General features: G+C 36.2%; 18 protein-coding genes and 1 pseudogene. 6 read left to right on the top strand and 13 right to left on the bottom strand.

Features of this window, described 5'->3' with window-relative positions:
- Positions 1-31 precede the first annotated feature (31 nt).
- Positions 32-412 carry a hypothetical protein gene (locus PYW42_RS05290; protein ID WP_002392180.1) on the bottom strand — a complete coding sequence of 127 codons (381 nt, stop codon included), beginning with the start codon at positions 410-412 and terminating at the stop codon, positions 32-34.
- A gap of 230 nt (positions 413-642) precedes the next feature.
- On the opposite strand from PYW42_RS05290, the gene PYW42_RS05285 reads away from it, so the two are divergent.
- Positions 643-1,404 (top strand): WxL domain-containing protein, encoded by a 762-nt coding sequence (locus PYW42_RS05285; protein WP_002409412.1) that lies wholly within the window; start codon positions 643-645, stop codon positions 1,402-1,404.
- A 113-nt stretch (positions 1,405-1,517) separates the two neighbouring features.
- Here the strand turns inward: PYW42_RS05285 and PYW42_RS05280 are convergent, their stop codons facing one another.
- From PYW42_RS05280 to alsS, 3 genes are all read right to left on the bottom strand, one after another.
- Entirely contained in the window at positions 1,518-2,600 is a 1,083-nt protein-coding gene (locus tag PYW42_RS05280; protein WP_002409411.1) for a PA2928 family protein, read from the bottom strand.
- 157 nt (positions 2,601-2,757) lie between these two features.
- A complete protein-coding gene (budA, locus tag PYW42_RS05275; protein ID WP_002409410.1) occupies positions 2,758-3,462 on the bottom strand; it encodes an acetolactate decarboxylase in 705 nt (234 codons plus the stop codon).
- A gap of 11 nt (positions 3,463-3,473) precedes the next feature.
- On the bottom strand, positions 3,474-5,126 hold the full coding sequence (gene alsS, locus PYW42_RS05270; protein ID WP_002357923.1) for an acetolactate synthase AlsS: 1,653 nt from the start codon (positions 5,124-5,126) through the stop codon (positions 3,474-3,476).
- A 277-nt stretch (positions 5,127-5,403) separates the two neighbouring features.
- Here alsS and PYW42_RS05265 point away from each other — a divergent pair, with 277 nt between their 5' ends.
- The gene (locus PYW42_RS05265; protein ID WP_002385983.1) at positions 5,404-6,315 is read left to right on the top strand and encodes an LCP family glycopolymer transferase; all 912 of its coding nucleotides are present in this window, start codon (positions 5,404-5,406) and stop codon (positions 6,313-6,315) included.
- Between the two features lie 52 nt (positions 6,316-6,367).
- On the opposite strand, the gene PYW42_RS05260 is transcribed toward PYW42_RS05265, so the two are convergent.
- The 3 genes and pseudogenes from PYW42_RS05260 to PYW42_RS05250 form a co-directional block, all read right to left on the bottom strand.
- A complete protein-coding gene (locus PYW42_RS05260) occupies positions 6,368-7,711 on the bottom strand; it encodes an NADH peroxidase (protein WP_002357926.1) in 1,344 nt (447 codons plus the stop codon).
- A 185-nt stretch (positions 7,712-7,896) separates the two neighbouring features.
- A pseudogene (locus tag PYW42_RS05255) lies at positions 7,897-8,590 on the bottom strand (response regulator).
- Complete coding sequence (locus tag PYW42_RS05250) at positions 8,571-10,121, bottom strand: Spo0B domain-containing protein (RefSeq protein ID WP_002378211.1); 1,551 nt, start codon at positions 10,119-10,121, stop codon at positions 8,571-8,573. Before PYW42_RS05250 ends, PYW42_RS05255 begins: the two are co-directional and overlap by 20 nt.
- 147 nt (positions 10,122-10,268) lie before the next feature.
- On the opposite strand from PYW42_RS05250, the gene PYW42_RS05245 reads away from it, so the two are divergent.
- Complete coding sequence (locus tag PYW42_RS05245) at positions 10,269-11,594, top strand: 2-hydroxycarboxylate transporter family protein (RefSeq protein ID WP_002363749.1); 1,326 nt, start codon at positions 10,269-10,271, stop codon at positions 11,592-11,594.
- 31 nt (positions 11,595-11,625) lie between these two features.
- Entirely contained in the window at positions 11,626-12,795 is a 1,170-nt protein-coding gene (locus tag PYW42_RS05240; protein ID WP_002409407.1) for an NAD(P)-dependent malic enzyme, read from the top strand.
- A 71-nt stretch (positions 12,796-12,866) separates the two neighbouring features.
- On the opposite strand, the gene PYW42_RS05235 is transcribed toward PYW42_RS05240, so the two are convergent.
- From PYW42_RS05235 to ireB, 4 genes are all read right to left on the bottom strand, one after another.
- On the bottom strand, positions 12,867-13,715 hold the full coding sequence (locus PYW42_RS05235) for a helix-turn-helix domain-containing protein (protein ID WP_002385984.1): 849 nt from the start codon (positions 13,713-13,715) through the stop codon (positions 12,867-12,869).
- A gap of 500 nt (positions 13,716-14,215) precedes the next feature.
- Positions 14,216-14,521: a DUF1292 domain-containing protein gene (locus PYW42_RS05230; protein WP_002357933.1), complete on the bottom strand. Its 306-nt coding sequence runs from the start codon at positions 14,519-14,521 to the stop codon at positions 14,216-14,218.
- Positions 14,522-14,558: 37 nt separating this feature from the next.
- Positions 14,559-14,981: a Holliday junction resolvase RuvX gene (ruvX, locus tag PYW42_RS05225; RefSeq protein WP_002357936.1), complete on the bottom strand. Its 423-nt coding sequence runs from the start codon at positions 14,979-14,981 to the stop codon at positions 14,559-14,561.
- Entirely contained in the window at positions 14,978-15,247 is a 270-nt protein-coding gene (ireB, locus tag PYW42_RS05220; protein ID WP_002357937.1) for a regulatory phosphoprotein IreB, read from the bottom strand. Before ireB ends, ruvX begins: the two co-directional genes overlap by 4 nt.
- Before the next feature lie 435 nt (positions 15,248-15,682).
- Between ireB and PYW42_RS05215 the strand changes: the two genes are divergently transcribed.
- Both PYW42_RS05215 and PYW42_RS05210 read left to right on the top strand, forming a co-directional pair.
- On the top strand, positions 15,683-16,435 hold the full coding sequence (locus PYW42_RS05215; protein WP_002379344.1) for a threonine/serine exporter family protein: 753 nt from the start codon (positions 15,683-15,685) through the stop codon (positions 16,433-16,435).
- 5 nt (positions 16,436-16,440) lie between these two features.
- On the top strand, positions 16,441-16,941 hold the full coding sequence (locus PYW42_RS05210) for a threonine/serine exporter family protein (protein WP_002382172.1): 501 nt from the start codon (positions 16,441-16,443) through the stop codon (positions 16,939-16,941).
- A gap of 52 nt (positions 16,942-16,993) precedes the next feature.
- Here the strand turns inward: PYW42_RS05210 and PYW42_RS05205 are convergent, their stop codons facing one another.
- Together PYW42_RS05205 and PYW42_RS05200 are read right to left on the bottom strand one after the other, a co-directional pair.
- Entirely contained in the window at positions 16,994-17,860 is an 867-nt protein-coding gene (locus tag PYW42_RS05205; RefSeq protein ID WP_002357940.1) for a TIGR03943 family putative permease subunit, read from the bottom strand.
- An 18-nt stretch (positions 17,861-17,878) separates the two neighbouring features.
- Complete coding sequence (locus tag PYW42_RS05200; protein WP_002357942.1) at positions 17,879-18,793, bottom strand: permease; 915 nt, start codon at positions 18,791-18,793, stop codon at positions 17,879-17,881.
- Between the last annotated feature and the right edge of the window lie 155 nt (positions 18,794-18,948).

Genomic DNA, 18,948 nt, shown 5'->3' with positions numbered 1-18,948 from the left:
TGTGTTTTTTGTCAACTTTTTTATTTATCACTTAATTTTCTTGGAACGTTTGATCCTTTTCCATCATTTTCACTATAATACCATCTTGATACACCTGATAATATCCGAACAATTCATTCTCTTTTGAGACACTATTCTTTTCAGATATAATTTGAACAACATAACTTCCTTTATTTGACTGCTTAAACGTATAATGAAACGCCGAGTCATTCGTTGGTATCCCTAAACCATTTTGTAAAAATTCAATCGCTTCCTGTTTAGTATAAGATTCTGCTTCTAATTGCGTTCCTAAATGCGGATTTTTTTGATCAACAAATTGTCTTGCTTTGTCATTATTAGCAGACTTTTCTATAACGACTTCCTGTTGCGAATTCCTACTTCCTGAACAGCCAGATAATACAAATAAAATCATCAACAACCCGAAACACTTACTCAAAGTTTTCTCCTCCTCTCCATTTTGATTAGTGATACTTGATGATTTCTTTTATATTTTAGCATGCTTGATATAACGAATTGTGCTCAAAAAAGACAGAATCAACAAGTAAAAATTGTCGACTCATCTTTCTCTACTAATATTAAACACTATCTGTCTCAATATTTTCGAATTCCCTGTAAATTACTGATAAATAAAAACAGCTCCTTTTGCGTATACTTATATTATCAGCACCTAAAGGAGGAACTTTCTTGAAACAAAAAAATCTACTCACTTATCAATCACTTGCAGCCTTGTTGCTAGTATTCAGTCTCTTTAGTTTTGACCCATCGGTTTCTTTTGCCACCCGTTCTGGAAAAACGCCCGTTTCAGTTGAACTAGAAATTGGAGGGCTGCCTGGTGATGAATCGGTTGACGATGCCATTTATCCTGATTTAGAAAATCCTAACACTAGTTTTGACTTGCTCTTTATTCCGAAAGAATTTACTTTTGAAACCCAAGCGATTTCTGGTGATTTAACGGCAGTTCCTATACGACCTTCTGAAGGCAATACTCATACAATGAGACACTTCGGGATGGGGGATGTTCGCGGAGCCTTAACTGGTTGGCATGTCACTGCTGAAATCCCACACATGCGAAACGAAGCTCATTCTTTACTAGGCATCATTACGTTTCAATTAACAGGCGGCTATGCTCGCTATGACAAAACGTTAAGGCGTTTCTTTATGACAAATACAATGTATGGACTGGATTTTTCAGAAGATCCTGCTGCACCCGACTTCCCGACCAACCCAATTATTATCGGTAACGGTGCCACTTTAATGAGTAACGCTGGTGATAAAAAAGGACAAGGAATGTGGAGCGGCCGCATGACCGATATTTCTCTTGCAATCCAAACCCCTGTTTCACAATTATTTCCTGGCGCATATACAGGTTCGATTATCTGGAATTTAATCTCTGGACCTGCATAAAATAAAAAAGCGCTTAGAAAACTAGCGGAATCACTACTCTTCTAAGCGTTTTTTTATATCATAAGGACTATTTGCTCCTTCTATTTGTCTAAGCATGCTTTACCACTTTTCGTTTAACGAATCACTTGGCCCCAACGGTAATCAAACTGATACTCTTGATTACCATTATTCAGGTTAATTTTGTATAAATAACGCGGGACTTTAATGAATAACGCATCCTCTACTTGAAAAGCTTCAATAGGTACATTTTCTTTAGTTAAAAGCAACGGTGTTTGCCACTCGTATGTTTTTTTCTGCCAATTGTATAAGCCAACTATCGCTTGATTACTTTGTCTTTTCTTATATGACAGAACATAATAATTTGCTTCATCTTTCTTGCCTAATAAAACTGGTGCTATTAGTTGCTCTTCTAGTTTTCCTTGCACTGTTGTACGCTCTTCCGATGACAGCTCTTGACCAATTTGACTCTCATTTGAATCTACCGTCCATTTAGGCGCTTCTTGTGTTTGAAAGACTTCTTTGAAAGTTGGGTCTTGTTTTAACTGCCAATTTTTCAAATCTAATTGATAATATCGATTGTTTAATCCATAAATATAGAGATAGCGATTATCCATAAAACGATAATCAACGAAATCAGAGCTTAAATAGTCTTTTAATTCAGGGAATTTCTTCACTAAATCCGCTTCAGAAAACTGTTTTTTCCCTGTTTTTGTATCTAGTAAGTAAATGGCCTCGTTATCAGCATTATTCAAAACCACATATTGATCTGTTTGACCAATTAAATAATCACGCCAGCCTAAACGTTTACTCCACATTCGTTCGCCCGTCTGACTATTAACAGAAATCACTTGGAACAATGAGTTACTAGTGCTAATGCCATTCGTTCGTCCATTTGGAATAATCATTCGCTCGATTGAAGTTAAGCCTTTCGTTTTTTCAGAATAAAACGTCGCACTTTTCTCTTCAATCGTTACTGAACGAAACATTCCGAAAAATATTAAACCAGCAAAATGTATCACTGCAAGATAAACCAACAAAATTAACGCATAGGGAACCAGTCTCCTTGTACTCCGCCTTCTTATTAAGGAAATAACCAAAATACCACTAATTACTATAAAAATAATTGCTACAATGATAACAAAAATATCATGATAGAGCCAACCAGACAATTGCCAACTTCTATAAAGTGTGTCCATTACGCCATCCTTTCCAATTGTTATTTGCTTATTATAAAAAGGATACTATTTTTTTTTGAAAAATAACAACAAAAAGCGACGAACAGCAATAAGCCCATTCAAGTTGACCTAGTTAGTCAACTTGAATGGGCGTGGAGAAATGTGCCTTGTTATTCAGTTATTCCGCTTCTTCAATTGCGGACAAAGCTTTTGCAATATCAATTTCTTTATTCCGATAATCAGCATCATGAACTGGAAAATGCTGTCGCAATTCTGCTGTTTCCATCCACGAAACAGTCCCTTGTTTAATGCCAAAATCAAGAATGTGCCCACCAAATTGGTGATCCTCACTGATAAAGTGCAAATGAAACCCTGCGGCAGAGGCACCATGAAATAATTTAGGTGTAAAGAACCCTACAACTTTTCCCTGAATATTCTCCGCTGTAAATTCAGGTTGATTGCGTGCTGCTTCTACAAATGGTGGATACGGTTTTTCTTGTTTAGGTGCCACACGGACATGCATCTTCGCAAAAAGACCGCTAATTTTAATTGCCGCAAAAAAATTAGGACTAATTTTTTCTAAAATTTGTGCTTTAATATTTTCATCGGTTTCTGTTGATACAGGGAATGCGCCATCTTCTTGAAAACGAGTAACTGCGGCATATGGCGTTAATTCTTCGCCTTCTAGAATAGTAATTTCGCCAGTTTGATTTGCATGATACAATGTACCGTCCAATAAAATAATTTCGCCATTTGAGCCTTCTAATGTCCCAATTCCAAAATCACCTTGCGTGAGTAACGTACCAATTTCTGCCGTTCCTGCCATCAAACTTTCCATTAAACCGCCTAGCGTACCATGTTGATAAACATATTGTTCGCTCATTTTTCCATCTCCTAATAAAGTTGATCTGGTAACAATGTTTTACCTAATTCTTGATTATCTGAATAATCCACAGGAACATCAATAATCACTGGGCCTTCTGTTTGCATTCCTTCTTCTAAAGCTGCGGCAAATTCTGCTTGTGAATGTACTCGAACCCCTTTGGCTCCAAAAGCTTCAGCATATTTCACAAAATCAACTGGACCAAAATCTACGCCAGAGGATCGATTATATTTCATTTCTTCTTGGAATTTAACCATATCATAACTACCATCATTCCAAATAATATGCACGATATTTTGCTTTAACCGAACCGCTGTTTCTAATTCTTGCGCTGAAAATAGGAAACCGCCATCCCCAGAAACAGAGATAATTTGTGTATTCGGACGAACCAGCGCAGCCGAGATTGCCCAAGGCAAAGCGACACCTAATGTTTGCATACCGTTACTAAATAATAAATGACGCGGTTCATAACTTCTAAAGTGGCGAGCCATCCAAATGTAGTGGCTCCCTACATCAACAGTAACTGTCATTTCATTCGTGGTTTTTTCTTGAAGCGTTTGAACAATTTCTAATGGATGTAATCGATTTTCAATTGTACTTGTTTTTACTTCTTTAATCGTTAATTTTTCTTGAAGCGTTTCTAAATAATCTTGCGCATCTTCTGTTAATATTGGTTCACTAAATGCTTCTGATAATTTCAAAATATTTTTAGACATATCACCAATTAGCTCTTCTTCCGGTTGCATATATTGGTCAATTTCCATTTGAACTTCATCAATAACAATAACGCGCGCATCTTTTTCTGCATTCCAATTACGTGCCTCATATTCAATTGGGTCATAGCCAATCGCAATCACTAAATCACTTCTTTTTAACAAACGATCCCCAGGTTGGTTTCGAAATAAACCAACACGCCCAAAGAAATGTTCTTCTAATTCTTTTGAAATAATTCCTGCTCCTTGGAACGTTTCCACGACTGGCAAACCAGTTATAGCAACCAATTCACGAATGGCTGCGGTAACTTTTCGTGCAGAGGCCCGCATTCCTAAAAGTAAAACAGGTAATTTCGCTTGCTTGATTCGTTCAGCTAAAGCTGCGATTGTTTCTGCTGATGCATGGCCCAGTTTCGGAGCCGACAAAGGCTTAATTGCTTCGCCTGTCACCGGACTATCTGTGACATCTTGTGGGATCGATAAGAATGTTGCGCCTTTTTTCGCTGTTTTGGCGATACGGTAAGCATTGGCAATATTTTCAGATAATGTTTCTGGATCTTGAATTTCTGTACTGAATTTTGTTATTGGACTAAATAATGCAGCATTATTCATGCTTTGGTGAGTTAATTTTGACAAATCGGACCGTTTCACCTGTCCAGCCAATGCTAAAACAGGGTCCCCTTCTGCAGTCGCAGTTACTAACCCAGTTGCTAAATTGCTGGCACCAGGTCCACTAGTTGCAATAACTAAGCCAGGCTCTCCCGTCAAACGACCAATCCCTTGTGCCATAAAGGCTGCATTTTGTTCATGTCGAGCTAAAATTAATTCTGGGCCTTTATCAACTAATGCATCAAAAACCCCATCAATTTTTGCACCGGGAATCCCAAAAATATAGGGCACTTCGTGATTGATTAAACTTTCTACTATGATATCTGATCCTTTTTTACTCACTGTTATACCTCCAATTAAAATCTGTACTAATTACAAATACAAAAATACCACTAAAATTCTAATTAATCAACAATGAAACACCTTGAAAACGTGTAATATACTAATTCGCATATTTTAATAGAATTGAGATATTTCAAAAGATTAAGCAAAAATAATGCAAAATACCTTAAAGTTTTATAGTCTTTCAACAATTATTATATACTTCTTCACTAAAAATTAGTAAGATTAACCTATAAGAAAAAAATCACAACCTGTGATAAATTATTGGAGGAAAAATATGTCAAAAGGGAAGAAAATTTTTGCCATTATCTTTGGAATTATCTTGGTTCTATTTCTTGCAGTTGTTGGAATGGGAGCAAAACTTTATTGGGATGTTTCTAAATCAATGGATAAAACCTATGAAACAGTAGAACGATCTAAAAAAAGTCAGGTCAATTTAAACAATAAGGAGCCTTTTTCTGTTTTATTATTAGGGATCGATACAGGCGATGATGGGCGTGTCGAGCAAGGTCGTTCGGATACAACAATTGTTGCAACAGTTAATCCTCGTGACAAGCAAACAACCTTAGTCAGTCTTGCTCGCGATACCTATGTAGATATTCCAGGTCAAGGAAAACAAGATAAATTGAATCACGCCTATGCTTTTGGTGGGGCATCTTTAGCAATGGACACAGTTGAAAACTATTTAAACATACCTATTAATCATTATGTTTCAATTAATATGGCTGGTTTAAAAGAATTAGTCAACGCGGTTGGCGGAATCGAAGTGAACAATAATCTGACTTTTTCTCAAGACGGATATGATTTTACGATTGGTAAAATTTCATTGGATGGTGAACAAGCACTCTCCTATTCAAGAATGCGTTACGAAGACCCTAATGGTGACTACGGCCGCCAAGAACGTCAAAGAAAAGTGATTGAAGGCATCGTCCAAAAAGTCTTAAGTCTTAACAGCGTAAGCAACTATCAAGAAATTTTAACAGCTGTTTCTGATAATATGAAGACAGATTTAAGTTTTGATGACATGAAAAAAATTGCCTTAGATTATCGCAGTGCCTTTGGTAAAGTGAAACAAGACCAACTTCAAGGTACTGGTTTTATGCAAGATGGTGTTTCCTATCAACGTGTGGATGAACAAGAATTAACTCGTGTCCAACAAGAGTTGAAAAATCAATTGAATACAAAATAAAAATAAAACCCACGAGTACTATAAATACTCATGGGTTTTATTTTCTCTTCTATTAACGTTCTTGTTTCACCGCTTCTAAAGCCGCTGTATTAATAATATTCCAAGGTTTGTCAAACGCTGGTTGGAAGAAGAAGTCCGCATAGGCTAAGTCTTCAATTGTCATTTTGGCTTGAATCGCTAATGAAATAGCATTAATGTTTGCAGTTAAATCTGCTTTCGACATTAATTGAGCGCCTAAAATTTGTGTTGTTTCAGGATCATACACTAATTTAAACCAAGCTTTTTGTTTGTCTGGATTGAAGTCCATCAAGTAGTCTTCTACTACTGTCACCGCTTTTGTTTCTTTTCCTAATTTTTGAGCCATGACTTCGTTAATCCCTGTTGAAGCAAATTTATAATCAAAGACGGCCAAGCCAGAAGATCCTTGAACACCAGGGAAAGGTTTAACTGGTTCCTCTAGGTTTTTCACAGCAAAGCGACCTTGTTTACGAGCATTCGTTGCTAAGGCAATATTTACTTCTGTGTCTGCAGGATTGTATTTAATTAACGTAGCATCCCCTACTGCAAATACATCTGGCTCACTTGTCCGCATGTATTCATCCGTCTTGATTAGGCCATTCGGATGTAATTCCAAGGTACCTTTTAACCAAGCAGTGTTTGGACGGACACCCACCGCTACAACGACCAAATCAGCATCGTACGCATTTTTATCTGTAACGACTTTTTGCACACGACCGTCGCCTTCGTAACGTTCAACTGTTTCACCAGTTGCAATGGTAATATTATTAGCTTCCATCTCTTCTGTTAAAACATCTGTAAATTCTTTATCTAGATACACCCCTAATGGACGATCTAAAATATCAATAACAGTAACCTTTTTGCCGGCTTTTGCAAATGCTTCGGCAGCTTCAATCCCAATATAACCACTACCAATCACAACCACATTATTGACTTCTGGATCTACTGTTTTTTGTTTTAATTTAATGGCCCATTGACGACCACGCATCAAGTAAATATTATCCAAATCTTTACCTGGAATATCTAATTCAAATGGGACAGCTCCGGGACTGATGATTAATTTATCATAATTTTCAACACGTTCTTCACCTGACACTAAATCTTTCACTGTCACTTGATGTTCTTTTGGTTGAATCGCTGTAATTTCAGTATTAGAAAAGACATTCACACCACGACTCTCCATTTTTTCGCCAGTCATATAGCGAACAGAATTAACATCTTTCACTTTTCCTTCTAGGTACAACTGCATGCCACAAGACAAGAATGAGATAAAATCACCTTTCTCATACCATTGAATTTCTGCATCAGGATGAAGATTTAGTAATTCCTCTACCGCTTCATAACCTCCATGTGATGATCCTAAAACAATAACTTTCATCGCTCGTTCCTCCCATATAATATTATTTCTTACATAATAAAGAATATCATATATTCTCAAAAAATAACAAATAATATCCTCTTTTCCATTCTCAATTAAGTTCTTTAAATGAGAATAAAAAGGAGTATCCGCTGTATTTCGCCACTTTTCAATTACTTTTTTTATTTACTAAAAAATAAAAAATACTAAATTCTCCGATACGATTGATAGGGACGCCCCACTTTTAAATAGCTATTTTTACTTTCTAAAAGGTTATTTTTTTCTAGAAACAACACATATTTGCGAACAGAAACATGTGAAAGCTGACTCGCTTCTGATAATTCTTGAATCGTAAAATAGTCGGTAAATTCGTCTATTTTTTTTTAACAATAATTGTAATGTTGCTTGTGTTAGTCCTTTTTCTAAGGACAGGTTTTGAAGAGCTTGTTCATTTTTACGTGCGTTTGTCTGTGAAGAATGAAACAATTGGTCCACTTTTGTTTGCGAAAGCTCCTTCGTTTCCAGCGTGAATTGAGCAGCTTTTTTCTGATAGTTTTCGATACTTTGTTGAAATCGCTCAAAAGAAAAGGGTTTAACTAAATAGTCTAAAACGCCTAAATGTAAGCTTCGTTTAACATTTTCCAACTCGTTGGCAGCCGTAATCAGGATAACTTCTGTATCAATTTTTTCATCTCTAATTGTTGCCAGATAGGTCAAGCCGTTGCCATCTTTTAAATGAACGTCTAATAAAACAAGTACTGGTTGTTTTTCTTTCGTTAATTGTAGACCTTCAGCAATTGTTGCAACCGTAAAAATAGTCGGTTGGTGAATTAATTTTTCAAGATATTTTTGATGTATATATGCAACCATAGGATCGTCTTCAATAATCAATAGGTTCATTTTCCTCTGCTCCTTCGTAATGAACATTTATGCGAAGGACAAGCCAATTGTTTTGTTGGTTTTCCCAAGTCAATGTCGCTTCCGCATTCTCTAATAATCTTGCCAAATAAGAAGTGAAAAACTCTTGCTCAAAGCGTTCCAGTTGTTCTTTTGGATAAGCAAACGAATAAGTCGTCGTCAAACTTCCTGGCTGATAATCAATGGTTTCAATGATCTCTTCTGGCAACGTTTGCTCCATCAGGAAACGATGAATATAACGGTAGATAGCAATCAAATTTTGCGTATCTTCATCTCGTTTATTTGGTGGAATTTCTGGATAAATTTCAATAGCTAATTGTGTTTTAATTTCTGCAAACTTGATTCTTTCCCCACTTAAAAAACCTGCTAGAATAGGATTTCTGACCAAAATAGCTAAGCGCTGTGCAAATTCCTTTTCTGGTTTCAATAAATCGGCTAGATAATGTTTTAGCGCCTCATAATCTTCTAAATCGACTAAGCCATAAATGACATGCATCTTATTCATAAATTCGTGTGATTGACTTTGTAATGCCGAAGCATATGTTGTTGTGCTGACAAGCTGTTCTGCGACAATAAACGTTTCCGTCGCATTTTTCAGAAAGATAACATGCCCAATTGTTTTTTTACGGACATTAATCGGGGCGATTGAGACGAAATAATCCTGGCCATTTTGGCGATAGAATTGCTCTGTTTTTGAATGTACGATTAATTTTTCAGGAGATAAAACCAATGCTGAAAGTTTCTTTCCTAGTAAATTTTCTTCACTATTTGTTATATTATGATACATTTTAGTTGCTTCAATATTTGCTAATAAAATATTTTGATCGGTATCAATCACAAGGATTGCGTCTTTCGTTTCCTCAAGCATGGCGTTTCGCTCTTCTAATAGACGAGCAATTTCTCTTGGCTCTAAATCGTGAAGTTGTTTTTTTAAATAATAAGAAACTACGATGGCTAATATAAAGCCAAAACCAACACTTAAAAGGACACTCACTGTGTAATCATTTTTTGTTCGTTCAATCAATTGTGAAAGCGAGGTCATTTTAATGCCCATTGCCACAACCCCAATTTGTTTTCCTTGATCATAGACTGGGACAAAACCTCGTAATGATTCTCCTAAACTCCCTTGACTAACAGACAAATGTTCCTCCCCTTTTAATGCTCGCACTTCATCGCCACCTTCAAAATGCTTACCTATTTTTTGGCGATCAGGATGTGTTAAACGAATCCCCTGCATATTCATAATCACGATAAAATCCAACTGATGGATTTCACCTAAACGAACCGTATACGCTTCCAATTCATCTGAATAGTGATCATTCTTTAAGGCTTCAATAACATTCGGTTCAATAGCCAACTGTTCCCCGACGGCTAAAAGTGCTTGCTCTTGGTTTTTACGAACTTCTTTAATTGTTTGAACCGTCGTTACTCCGTAAAAGAAAGTAATCATAATAATTAATGTTGCAATAAAAATCACTGATAAGAAGCACCATAATTTCCCGCCACGCTTCATGCCATCCCTCTTTTCTCTTCAAATAAAGTATAGCATAGGAAGATTTGGTTAAAAAACTTTTCTTTAGTTAAATTAATTAAATAATCTACTCTACAGAAAACGTTTACATTAAGATGAATATAGATTAAAGTTATAGGAGGAAATAGCATGGAAAAGAAATTGCCCGCAACAGCTGCTAATGAAACAGATTGGCGCAACAAATTAACCAAAACGAGGATTGGTTCGGTTACGTTACCTGTTTATCTTGTAACAGCTAGCATTATTCTTGTTACGGCTCTATTAGAACAACTACCAGTCAATATGTTAGGTGGTTTTGCCGTAATTTTAACAATGGGTTGGTTACTTGGAACAATTGGTGGAAATATTCCTATTTTGAAACATTTTGGCGGTCCCGCAATTTTATCTTTATTAGTACCATCAATTATGGTCTTTTTCAATTTACTCAACCAAAATGTCTTAGACTCAACAGATATTTTAATGAAACAAGCAAACTTTCTCTATTTCTATATTGCTTGTTTAGTTTGTGGAAGTATCCTTGGAATGAATCGCAAAATTTTAGTCCAAGGTTTAATGCGCATGATTGTCCCGATGGCATTAGGAATGATTTTAGCAATGGGCGTTGGGACCCTTGTTGGAACACTGTTAGGTCTCGGTTGGAAACATAGCCTTTTCTATATCGTCACTCCTGTTTTAGCTGGTGGAATCGGTGAAGGTATTCTTCCTTTATCCCTTGGTTATAGTGCCATTACTGGGTTGCCAAGTGAACAATTAGTGGGGCAATTAATTCCCGCAACCATTATTGGTAATTTTTTTGCTATCATGTGTTCAGGTTTACTTAGTCGTTTAGGAGAAAAACGCCCTGAACTTTCTGGACAAGGTCAGTTGATTAAAATTACCAATTCAGATGATTTAAGTGATGCTTTAGAAGAAGACAAAGCACCAATTGATGTAAAATTAATGGGCGCTGGTGTTTTAATTGCATGTACCTTATTTATTACAGGCGGTTTATTGCAACACTTAACAGGCTTTCCTGGTCCTGTTTTGATGATTGTTGTCGCAGCCTTTTTAAAATACTTAAACGTAGTACCGAAAGAAACCCAACGCGGATCAAAACAGCTTTATAAATTTATCTCTGGCAATTTTACGTTCCCGTTAATGGTCGGCTTAGGTATGTTATATATTCCTTTAAAAGATGTCGTAGGAATGCTTAGCTGGCAATATTTTGTTGTGGTAATTAGTGTCGTTTTCACTGTTATTGCTACAGGATTTTTCGTTTCACGCTTCATGAATATGAATCCCGTCGAGGCTGCCATTGTCTCCGCTTGTCAGAGTGGTATGGGTGGGACTGGCGATGTGGCTATTTTAAGTACAGCCAATCGAATGAACTTAATGCCGTTTGCACAAGTTGCGACACGTTTAGGCGGTGCCATTACAGTAATAACAATGACTGCTATTTTTAGAATGCTTTTTTAACTATAAGTGAATTATTTAGGAGGAAAATGATATGTCAACAAAAGATGTAAAAGAATTAGCGATTGAGCAAGCAAAAAAATTTGGGGGAAAATTAGAAGTCTGTCCTAAAGTTCCGATTGAAACAAAAGCAGATTTAGGAATTGCCTACACACCAGGTGTTGCGGCTGTTTCTTCTGCCATATATGAAAAAAAAGAACGCGCTTACGAATTAACGACAAAGAAAAACACCGTCGCCGTTATCAGTGATGGTTCAGCAGTTTTAGGTTTAGGTAACATTGGTCCTGAAGCAGCGATGCCTGTCATGGAAGGAAAAGCTGCATTGTTTAAACGCTTTGCTGGTGTGGATTCGATTCCCCTTGTTTTAGATACACAAGATACCGAAGAAATTATTCAAACGGTGAAATTTTTGGCTCCAACCTTTGGGGGAATTAACTTGGAAGATATCAGCGCTCCTCGTTGTTTTGAAATTGAACAGCGTTTAATCGATGAACTAGATATTCCCGTTTTCCATGATGATCAACACGGGACAGCGATTGTTGTTCTAGCGGCTTTGTACAACAGCTTAAAATTAATCAACAAGAAAATAGAGGACATTCATGTGGTAATCAACGGTGGTGGCTCCGCTGGTCTTTCGATCACAAGAAAATTTTTAGCTGCTGGCGTAAAACATATTATCATTGTTGACCGTACAGGGATTCTGAGCGAAACAGATACAGCTCTGCCACCACACCACGCAGAAATTGCGAAGCTAACCAATCGGGAACACCGTACCGGTGATTTAGCTACTGCTCTTGAAGGAGCTGATGTCTTTGTTGGTGTTTCGGCACCAGGTGTTTTAAAACCTGAGTGGATTCAACAGATGAATGAGCAGCCAGTTATTTTTGCAATGGCTAACCCAGTTCCTGAAATTTTTCCTGATGAAGCTTTAGCGGCAGGCGCTTATATTGTCGGAACTGGTCGTAGTGACTTTCCGAATCAAATTAATAATGTGTTGGCCTTCCCTGGTATCTTCCGCGGTGCCTTAGATGCTCGAGCGAAAAAGATTACGATTGAAATGCAAATTGCCGCTGCCAAAGGTATTGCAAAATTGATTCCCGATAATGAACTCACGCCGACCAATATTATTCCCGATCCATTCCAAGAAGGAGTCGCAAAAGTCGTCGCCGAAAGCGTCCGTAACGCTGTCAAAGAAACAAATTAAAAAGAGAAAAAAGAACAACCTAACTCCTCTTGAGTTAGGTTGTTCTTTTTAAAATCTGAAACAATAATTTATTATTTAAAACTGATATTAAACTCTTGCATATCTTTTTCAATATAAGTAAGTAATTTTTTATTTTCAAAGAAACGTGTAAAGTAGTACGCAATACGATAATCTTCAACAGCATCTAGTCCTAGCATTTGTTTATTAAACGCTTTTTCGTATAATAAGCAATCTAAAGAGTAAATAGAACTGTGCGTCCGATTAATTTCGATTCCTTTATCACTTAATTCAATACTCTTTGCATAGTCTTTAATTAATGAATAGAATTTTGCGGTATTATAATAAATACGGCATTGCTCTAATGGATAATCTAATTTGAATTCGCTTAGCAATTGTAAAGATTTATCGTAATAAACTTTTGCTTTTTCAATATCATCTTCTAATTCATATAAAATACCGATCGCATTCATACTCAAAATATTATAAATATTAATATCACGACTAATTTCAGAACCACGATGTAAATAGAACAATGCTTCGCTATTATTTTTCTTACCTAATAAACTCGTAATTCCTTTATAATAGAAAAATTTTGTTTCTAAAATTCTGTTTGAACTTTCGATATCATCTGGATAGTCTTTCAACAAATCATAGGCTTCATCGTGCTTAAAGTAAAAGCATAATTCTTCTACTTTATTTAATAAGCTTTCGAGTTTTTTCTCACTAGAACCTTCGATACATTCTTCTACTTGTAAGTCTAAACGTAGACATACAGATGAGAAAATGTCTAAACTGTCACACACATTTTTGTTTTCAATGTTACTAATTGTTGCTTGTGTACAAATTCCTTTTGCCAATTCAGCTTGCGATAATTTTTTCTTTTTACGCGCTGTTTTGATTTTTTCTCCCGCTACTCTCACAGTCAAAACTCCAATCTTTCTATTTTTTTTGTATTAAACATACCATCATTTTACAGATAATGTTATAATGAAGCTATCATAATAAAGGAGGTGAAATATATGTTTGATTTACTTGCTTTATTAACTGGAATTTCAGTTCGTGGCAATGCACCACACCAATAATTACGTGTTTGTTTAACTGAATTTCTGACGGCTCTACCTATGCCAGTAGGTGGAGCCATTTTTTTATTTAATATTATAAAATTAACAGTATTTCCAAAACCTCATACTTAGTATAACACAAATTATAAATTATGCTAGATAGTTGCCAAATTAACGTCATTACAAGGATGTTACGTTTTTACAACATCTTGTAAAACTAGACAATGCTGTCCTTCTTTATCCACCACACTCAATGATAGTGATAGTATCTTATGATAGAAACAACATGTACATTATAACAATTATTATTAAGAAAGCTACTTCTCAATAGGAGAAGTAGCGCTTCTCTCGTTAAAGTTTTACTCTTCTTCTTCAGCCATGAATGTATTGAAAACTTCTTCAATCATATCCCATTCAGCGTCTGTTTCGATTTGCTGTAAATCGCCTTCTGTACCTTCTGCGTTTTCCACATATGAGTAAGCTTGCAATTCAACATCTTCATCCTCAGGAATTCCTGCTGGATATAATAAAACATAATTTTTACCGAATTCTTCTTGACCGTCAACAGTTAGTAAGATCTCGTATAATGTTTCATTTCCTTGTTCGTCTACTAAAGTAATGTGTTCATGTCCTTCGTGATCATGATCGTGGTTGTGTTCTGTCATTCTTCTTCTCTCCCTTGATGTATTCAAAGCTCGATAATTATCGGCTATGTGCATCTAAATAATTTTGTAGAATCATTACTGCCGCTAGTTTATCAATGACTTTCTTTCTTTTGGCTCTTGAAGCATCTGCTTGCTCCACCAAGAAACGCTCTGCTTGGACAGTTGTTAATCGTTCATCTTGATAGTCAACAGGTAATTGAAATAATTCTTGAATCTTATCACCATATGCCATGGATGCTTCAGCTCTAGGACCGATGGAATTATTCATGTTTTTCGGTAAACCTACGACAAATTTCGTGACTTCGTATTCTTTCACCAATTCACCTAATCGCTCAAAACCGAAGTTCTCTTCCTCTTCATTGATGCGAATAATTTCGATGCCTTGTGCTGTCCAACCTAATAAATCACTAACAGCCACACCGACTGTCCGTGAACCTACATCTAGCCCCATGATCCTCATTTGATATCGATTCCGTGGTTCGCTAAGTAATATTTGGTTAATTCTTCCATGATTTCATCACGTTCATGACGACGAATTAAGTTTCGAGCATCTTGATAACGAGGAATGTAAGCCGGGTCCCCAGAAAGTAAATACCCTACTATTTGGTTAATAGGATTGTATCCCTTTTCTTCTAATGCCCGATATACGGTTTCTAACGTTTCACTGATTGCTTTTTTTCGATTATCATCAAAATCAAAGCGTACTGTTTCGTCTGTAAAACCCATTTTACTACACCTCACTTCTACTTTTATACAATTTCATTTTACTAGAAAAGAACCGAAACTACAAACAAAATTTCTTCTCCTTCTCTCTTTTTTGTTATTTCTTAGTCTTTTATTAATAAAGGCTTCGTAAAAAAATGACAGCCATCAATAATTTTAAAATTATAAAAACAAATACACAACTTTATAAAACAAGAATAAAGCTCTGCTAAATCGCCAGAATATCACCTTTCCCTCCAATTCATTTTGCGAAAAAATCGACGTTTTTCTTTTAAAAACTTTTAAATATCTATGATTAAATAATATCAGCCTTTTAATGTTACAATTCGCTAACAATCTGTTTACGATGTAAATTTTCGATTGCAGCTGTTATTTATTTCCTCTTTTTGGTTCGTTTGTAGTACACTAGAAGAAAATACATAAAGTGAGGCTTGCTCAATGACTCCTGCTCATTTGGATTTACTTTTAGAAACCTGTTTGTTAGCTGGTAAAATTATGATAGAAAGCGATGCAGAAATGTACCGTGTTGAAGATACAATGAGCCGAATTGCGCTTGCTTCTGGCAACTATCGAATGGTTAGCTATGTGACACAAACCGGGTTATTTGTTGGCATAGATGGAACCTCCACGATTCGTATGGTTCAAGTAATGAAACGTGGCATTGATTTAGAAAAAATCTCTCGTGTGAATCAGCTGTCTCGTGCTTATGTGGCTGGTGATTTTTCTTTAGAGGAATTACTGAATAAACTAAAAGTGATTGATAGTGAACACCGACATTTTCCAATTAGCGCACGCATTGTTAGTGCGGCCGTTGTCAGCGCTACAATTATGATTCTTTTTGGTGGTGTATGGTCCGATTTATTCTTGACTTCTCTGATTGGTGGTTGCGGCTATAGTCTTTATTATTTTAGTTTAAAGTTTCTCAAGATTAAATTTTTATCTGAATTTTTAGCTTCGTTGTTCATTGGTGCAGCCGCTATTCTTTCAGTCAAATTGGGACTCGGACAATCACAAGATTTAATCATCATTGGTTGTGTCATGCCTTTAGTGCCTGGTGTGCAAATTACCAATGCTCTTCGCGATTTGCTAGCTGGACACTACTTATCGGGTGTTTCTCGTGGGACTGAAGCATTAATGACTTCAGGAATGATTGGTTTTGGCATTGCTTTTGTCTTTCAACTTTTCTATTAAAAGGAGTGACTTACTTGCTAGGAATCGTTTTGGTACAATTTATCTTTAGTTTTTTAGCTTCTGCGGCGTTTGCGATTATTATTAATGTTCCTCGACGATCACTGGTGGCTTGTGGTCTAACTGGTAGTGTAAGCTGGATGCTTTATTGGGTAATCGTTGAAGTTTTTAGTGGGAATGCGGCATTAGGTTCCCTCATCGGTGCTGTCGGTGTTGCGGCAGTAAGCTATCTATTCTCAAAAATATTAAAAATGCCTGTCACGATTTTTAATATTCCTGGTATTGTTCCATTGGTACCTGGTGGCTTAGCCTATCAAGCTGTTCGGAATATCGTAATTGGCAATTATGAAAAAGGCGCCTATTTTACCGTGCAAGCTGTAATGATTGCTGGGGCAATTGCGTTAGGCTTAGTCGCTTCTGAGGTTTTCAATCAGAATATCCGCAGCTTTCGGGAAAAAAGAGAATCTTTGGGTTTTATTCGTCGTAAGCGCAACAAAATTAAAAAATAGACAGCAAAAAAGTTGGTTGCTTCCATTTGATAAGGAAGCAACCAACTTTTTTTTAAAAGGAACGATAGACATATTGATTTTTTGGTGCTTGATCTGCTTTGACTTTCTCCACTTGCACAGTTGGTATTTGCCGTTTAAACGGTGGATAATAGGATAACTCAACCGTTCCGGTAATCGTTACCCAATCATTGTTTTGAAATTGCGTATGTTCAGGAAAATGAACCAACAAGCCAAAAACGCCAGAATCAGCGACACAATGAATAATCCCAAAACGGAAGACAAACTGGTCAACACTTTCTTCTCGTTTTGAATTATAGACAAAGCCTTTATAAGAAATCCTTTTCCCTGCAAATTGACTTGGATAATTATAGATTAGTTCCATAATTTCCAAATAGTTTTCATCCGTAATTGAAATCACAGATTGGCCATCATATTGTTTCATGGCTTTTGCCATCTGCTTGTCATAATCCGTCTTATTGAAATACATACTTGTATCAGGTTTCAAATATTGCGTTTGCATATCAGGATCCCCTACTGATTCTTTACTTACTGGAAAGTTAAATCCTTTTGCTTCAACAATTGTTGTGTCTAAACTAACTGTCGGAAATAATAAGCCAACAATCAATGGTAAAGAAAGTAGTAAATAGGCAAGCCCTCTTTGGCTGGGTTTTTCCAAATTATGCTGATGGCCATGATGTTCATGTCCCCCATGTTGGTGCATGTCTTCATGTTTTTTTTGCATTGATGGATCTGCTTGGTTCCACAAAATCAATTGGACAATCGCCATAATAAAAGCTAAAACCATTGATAAAACAGCTAAGTAATTATAATGAATATTGATATATTGGTTCAGTTCACCTGAAATTTGAAGATACATCATCAACCCCATATATCCAATTAAAATAATAAATCGTATCATCGATTGTAGGCCTCCTTTCTAAACTACTGCCGCATAAATAGTTACGACAAGCGCCACTATCAAAACAAATTGTACAATGAATGACATCTTAAAATAACGTTTCATCATCAATAAATTTTTAATATCTACCATTGGACCAAAAACTAGGAAGGCGACAATTGGTCCTGTTCCAAACAAACTCAAAAGAGAAGAACCAATAAATGCATCTGCTTCTGAACAAAGTGATAGAGTGGCAGCGATGACTAACATGACTAGAATCGCTAAAATCTTTGAATGGCCCAATTGCATAAGCGCACCAGTTGGAATATAGGTTTGCATGATTGCTGCCAACAAAGAACCAAAAATTAAATAACGACCCGTATCAAAAAATTCATCAATACTATGGGTTAACGCTGACCAGCCGTTTTTCCAAAATGAACGAGCTTCATCAACGTGTTCATGCGTATGAGCAACCTGCTCTTCTTTAATCTGCGCCAACTCTTTTTCTGTTAAAATTGATTCTTTTCGAAAATAAGCTAACCAAATGCCGATAACCCACGCGACAATCATACTGCCTAAAACTCGCCAAATCACAAATTTTGTTGCGCCACTAAAGGCTACGTATGTTGAAAATAGCACAATTGGATTAATGATTGGTGCCGTTAACATAAAAGCAAAAGCGGTATGTGTTGGTACATCTTTTTTAACAAATTGATGCACAATTGGGACGATCCCGCATTCACAAGAAGGGAAGAAAAACCCTAGGAAACTACCTACACAAATTGATAAAAATTTATTTTTAGGTAACACTTTTTTTACTCGTTCTGGTGTTAAAAAAACATGTAAAGCGCCTGAAATCAAGCAACCTAACATGACAAAAGGCAATGCTTCGATAATAATCGAAAGAAAAATAGTGCTCATCTGTAAAACAGAGTTTGGTAAAAATTGAAACATCATAGACCTCCCACTAGTAAAAATCTAGTTAACTATACTCCTAACACCAGACAAACACAAGTATTTGTCAAAAAATTAACTAAGAGTTTAAAAGTATTATCACCGATGTCTCTGTCAAACCAGCTGGATAAAAGAACAAAAAATGAGCATGGGAC

Origin of the sequence: Enterococcus faecalis, from assembly GCF_029024925.1 — a bacterium.
GTDB classification, from domain to species: domain Bacteria; phylum Bacillota; class Bacilli; order Lactobacillales; family Enterococcaceae; genus Enterococcus; species Enterococcus faecalis.
The sequence above is the reverse complement of the archived record's forward strand: the minus strand, read 5'-3'. Positions and strand labels throughout refer to the sequence as shown.

Excerpts from the sequence above, each read along its gene's own strand:
- PYW42_RS05205 (WP_002357940.1), bottom strand. The coding sequence starts at position 17,860 with ATGATACGATTTATTATTTTAATTGGATATATGGGGTTGATGATGTAT.
- PYW42_RS05215 (WP_002379344.1), top strand. The coding sequence starts at position 15,683 with ATGACTCCTGCTCATTTGGATTTACTTTTAGAAACCTGTTTGTTAGCT.
- PYW42_RS05290 (WP_002392180.1), bottom strand. The coding sequence starts at position 412 with ATGATTTTATTTGTATTATCTGGCTGTTCAGGAAGTAGGAATTCGCAA.
- PYW42_RS05240 (WP_002409407.1), top strand. The coding sequence starts at position 11,626 with ATGTCAACAAAAGATGTAAAAGAATTAGCGATTGAGCAAGCAAAAAAA.
- ireB (WP_002357937.1), bottom strand. The coding sequence starts at position 15,247 with ATGGGTTTTACAGACGAAACAGTACGCTTTGATTTTGATGATAATCGA.
- PYW42_RS05250 (WP_002378211.1), bottom strand. The coding sequence starts at position 10,121 with ATGAAGCGTGGCGGGAAATTATGGTGCTTCTTATCAGTGATTTTTATT.
- PYW42_RS05230 (WP_002357933.1), bottom strand. The coding sequence starts at position 14,521 with ATGACAGAACACAACCACGATCATGATCACGAAGGACATGAACACATT.
- PYW42_RS05200 (WP_002357942.1), bottom strand. The coding sequence starts at position 18,793 with ATGTTTCAATTTTTACCAAACTCTGTTTTACAGATGAGCACTATTTTT.
- PYW42_RS05260 (WP_002357926.1), bottom strand. The coding sequence starts at position 7,711 with ATGAAAGTTATTGTTTTAGGATCATCACATGGAGGTTATGAAGCGGTA.
- PYW42_RS05265 (WP_002385983.1), top strand. The coding sequence starts at position 5,404 with ATGTCAAAAGGGAAGAAAATTTTTGCCATTATCTTTGGAATTATCTTG.
- PYW42_RS05245 (WP_002363749.1), top strand. The coding sequence starts at position 10,269 with ATGGAAAAGAAATTGCCCGCAACAGCTGCTAATGAAACAGATTGGCGC.
- ruvX (WP_002357936.1), bottom strand. The coding sequence starts at position 14,981 with ATGAGGATCATGGGGCTAGATGTAGGTTCACGGACAGTCGGTGTGGCT.
- PYW42_RS05280 (WP_002409411.1), bottom strand. The coding sequence starts at position 2,600 with ATGGACACACTTTATAGAAGTTGGCAATTGTCTGGTTGGCTCTATCAT.
- budA (WP_002409410.1), bottom strand. The coding sequence starts at position 3,462 with ATGAGCGAACAATATGTTTATCAACATGGTACGCTAGGCGGTTTAATG.